The 1,592-nt window shown below is 42.0% G+C and carries 1 protein-coding gene and 1 pseudogene; both read left to right on the top strand.

The annotated features are described in order from the left end of the window. Positions 1–1,033, top strand: a pseudogene (locus WFK35_RS22665) (2-oxoglutarate dehydrogenase E1 component); the annotation flags it as partial. A gap of 38 nt (positions 1,034–1,071) precedes the next feature. After that, positions 1,072–1,592 (top strand): biotin/lipoyl-containing protein (locus WFK35_RS22670; RefSeq protein WP_336734892.1); only part of this gene is annotated, 521 nt, incomplete at its 3' end.

The following is a 1,592-nucleotide window of genomic DNA, read 5'->3' on the forward strand; positions in this document are numbered from 1 at the left end:
CTGGGCTCTTGGAGAATGACTGGCTTATGCAACGCTTTTGGTAGAAGGTCATAATGTAAGAATTTCCGGAGAAGATGTAGAAAGAGGAACATTCTCTCACAGACACGCAGTGGTAAAAACGGAAGATACTGAAGAAGAATATATTCCGTTAAGACAGGTTTCTGAAAGCAGATTCGATGTATTCAACTCTCACCTTTCCGAGTATGGAGTTCTTGGTTTTGATTACGGTTACGCAATGGCTTCTCCTAATACGTTAACGATTTGGGAAGCTCAATTCGGAGATTTTGTGAACGGCGCACAGATTATCGTAGACCAGTATTTAGCTGCCGCAGAAGAAAAATGGAAAATTCAGGACGGTTTGGTAATGCTGTTGCCTCACGGTTCCGAAGGACAGGGAGCAGAACACTCTTCAGCGAGACTGGAAAGATTCTTAACCCTTTGTGCAAACGAAAATATGGTGGTTGCAAACATCACTTCTCCTGCTAACTATTTCCACCTGTTAAGAAGACAGTTGAAATGGTCATTCAGAAAACCATTGGTGGTAATGAGTCCTAAATCATTGTTAAGACATCCGAAAGTGGTTTCCCCGCTTGAAGATTTCGCTAACGGAGGTTTCCAGCCTGTTTTAGACGATCCGACTGCAGATCCTTCAAAAGTTGAAAAATTAGTACTTTGTTCAGGTAAATTATACTTCGAATTATTGGCTAAAAAAGAAGAATTAAATGCTGAAAATATTGCACTGGTAAGATTCGAGCAGTTATATCCGCTTCAGACAGATGCTATCGAAGCAATCTTCGAAAAATATTCAAACAGAAAAGAATTGGTTTGGGCTCAGGAAGAACCTGAAAATATGGGAGCTTGGTCTTATATCCTGAGAAACTTCAGAGAAACAGGAATCAATGTTATTGCTCCGGTTCCTAGTGGTGCTCCGGCTCCGGGAAGTCACAAAATGTTTGAGAAAAACCAGAATGCAGTAATCAACAGAGTATTCGACAGAAACGATGCTCCGGTAAAAAGACCTGTAACCGCTTAATTAAAAATAATAATCAATAAAAAAATAAAAAATACGATATGTCAGTTTTAGAAATGAAAGTTCCTTCACCGGGCGAATCAATTACAGAAGTTGAAATTGCAACCTGGCTTGTAAAAGATGGAGATTATGTAGAAAAAGATCAACCCATCGCTGAAGTAGATTCAGATAAAGCTACTCTTGAATTGCCTGCTGAACAAAGTGGTGTAATCACTCTGAAAGCTGAAGAAGGTGACGTTGTACAAGTAGGACAGGTGGTTTGTTTAATCGATATGGATGCTGCAAAACCTTCAGGAAGCGCTGCTCCTGCTGCTGAAGCTCCAAAACAGGAAGAAGCTCCGAAAGCTGCTGAACCTGCTAAACAGGAAGCTCCGGCTCCACAACCTGCTACTCAGCCTGTAGCTGCTGCAACGCAGACGTATGCAACGGGTGCTCCTTCTCCTGCTGCTAAGAAAATTCTTGACGAAAAAGGAATGGATGCTTCACAGGTTTCAGGAAGCGGAAGAGACGGGAGAATCACTAAATCAGACGCTGAACTGGCTGCAGTTCCTGCATTGGGAGG

The organism is Chryseobacterium sp. VD8, from assembly GCF_037149975.1.
Classification (GTDB): Bacteria; Bacteroidota; Bacteroidia; order Flavobacteriales; family Weeksellaceae; genus Chryseobacterium; species Chryseobacterium indicum.